This window comes from Neolewinella agarilytica (assembly GCF_900110645.1).
GTDB classification, from domain to species: domain Bacteria; phylum Bacteroidota; class Bacteroidia; order Chitinophagales; family Saprospiraceae; genus Neolewinella; species Neolewinella agarilytica.
The window spans coordinates 1-1181 of record NZ_FOFB01000072.1; the positions used below are offsets into that span (position 1 = coordinate 1).

1 protein-coding gene is annotated in these 1181 nt (G+C 53.4%); it reads left to right on the plus strand.

Features of this window, described 5'->3' with window-relative positions:
- A partial coding sequence (locus BM123_RS23775) for an SdrD B-like domain-containing protein (protein WP_139212093.1) occupies nucleotides 1-1181 on the plus strand: 1181 nt, incomplete at both ends.

A 1181-nucleotide genomic window follows, 5' to 3' on the forward strand; every position in this document is an offset into this window, starting at 1 on the left:
GCTGACGAAGAAGGTATCAACGGTGTAACCGTTAACCTGCTTGACGAAGACGGTAACGTTCTTGAGTCTACGATAACGGCCGACAATCCTGACACGGGCGAGCCCGGCTACTACGAGTTCGATGAGCTCACGCCTGGTACACCATACGTTGTTGAGTTCATCGCTCCTGATGGCAATACCTTCAGCCCGCAGGATGAAGGTGACGATACTACGGACAGCGATGCCAATACGACGACTGGTCAGTCTGATGCAGTAGTTCTGGAGTCTGGCGAGAACAATCCTACGATTGACGCCGGTATCTACGAGACCGCTTCTCTTGGCGACTACGTATGGTTAGATAAGAACGCTGACGGTCAGCAGGACGCTGACGAAGAAGGTATCAACGATGTCACCGTTAACCTCTTGGTTGACGGAGCAGTAGTGGCCAGCACTACTACGGTTACCAACGCCGGCGAAGACGGCTTCTACGAGTTCACTGACCTGACGCCAGGTGTTGAGTACGTAGTGGAGTTTGTTGCTCCTGACGGCTTCCTTGCCAGCCCACAGGACGAAGGTGATGACACTACGGACAGCGACGCTGACCGTACCACCGGCCTGAGCCAGACGGTTGTCCTCGGTTCTAATGAAAACAACCCCACGATTGACGCTGGTTTCTACGAGACCGCTTCTTTGGGAGACTTTGTCTTCCTTGACAACGACGCTGACGGTCAGCAGGATGCTGACGAAGAAGGTGTCAACGGTGTCACCGTTAACCTGCTCGACGAAGACGGCAACGTTCTTGAGTCTACGACAACGGTCGACAACCCTGACACAGGCGAACCTGGCTACTACGAGTTCGATGAGCTTACGCCTGGTACACCATATGTTGTTGAGTTTGTTGCTCCTGATGGCAATGAGTTCAGCCCAGAGGACGAAGGTGACGACACTACCGACAGTGATGCCAACATCACGACTGGTCAGTCTGACGCTATCGTTCTTGAATCTGGCGAGAACAATCCTACGATTGACGCTGGTATCTATGAAGAAGCCAGCCTTGGCGACTACGTATGGCTCGACAAGAACGCTGACGGTCAGCAGGACGCTGATGAAGAAGGTATCAACGATGTCACCGTTAACCTGCTGGTTGACGGCGCAGTAGTAGCTACTACGACTACCGTAACGAACGGTGGCGAAGACGGCTT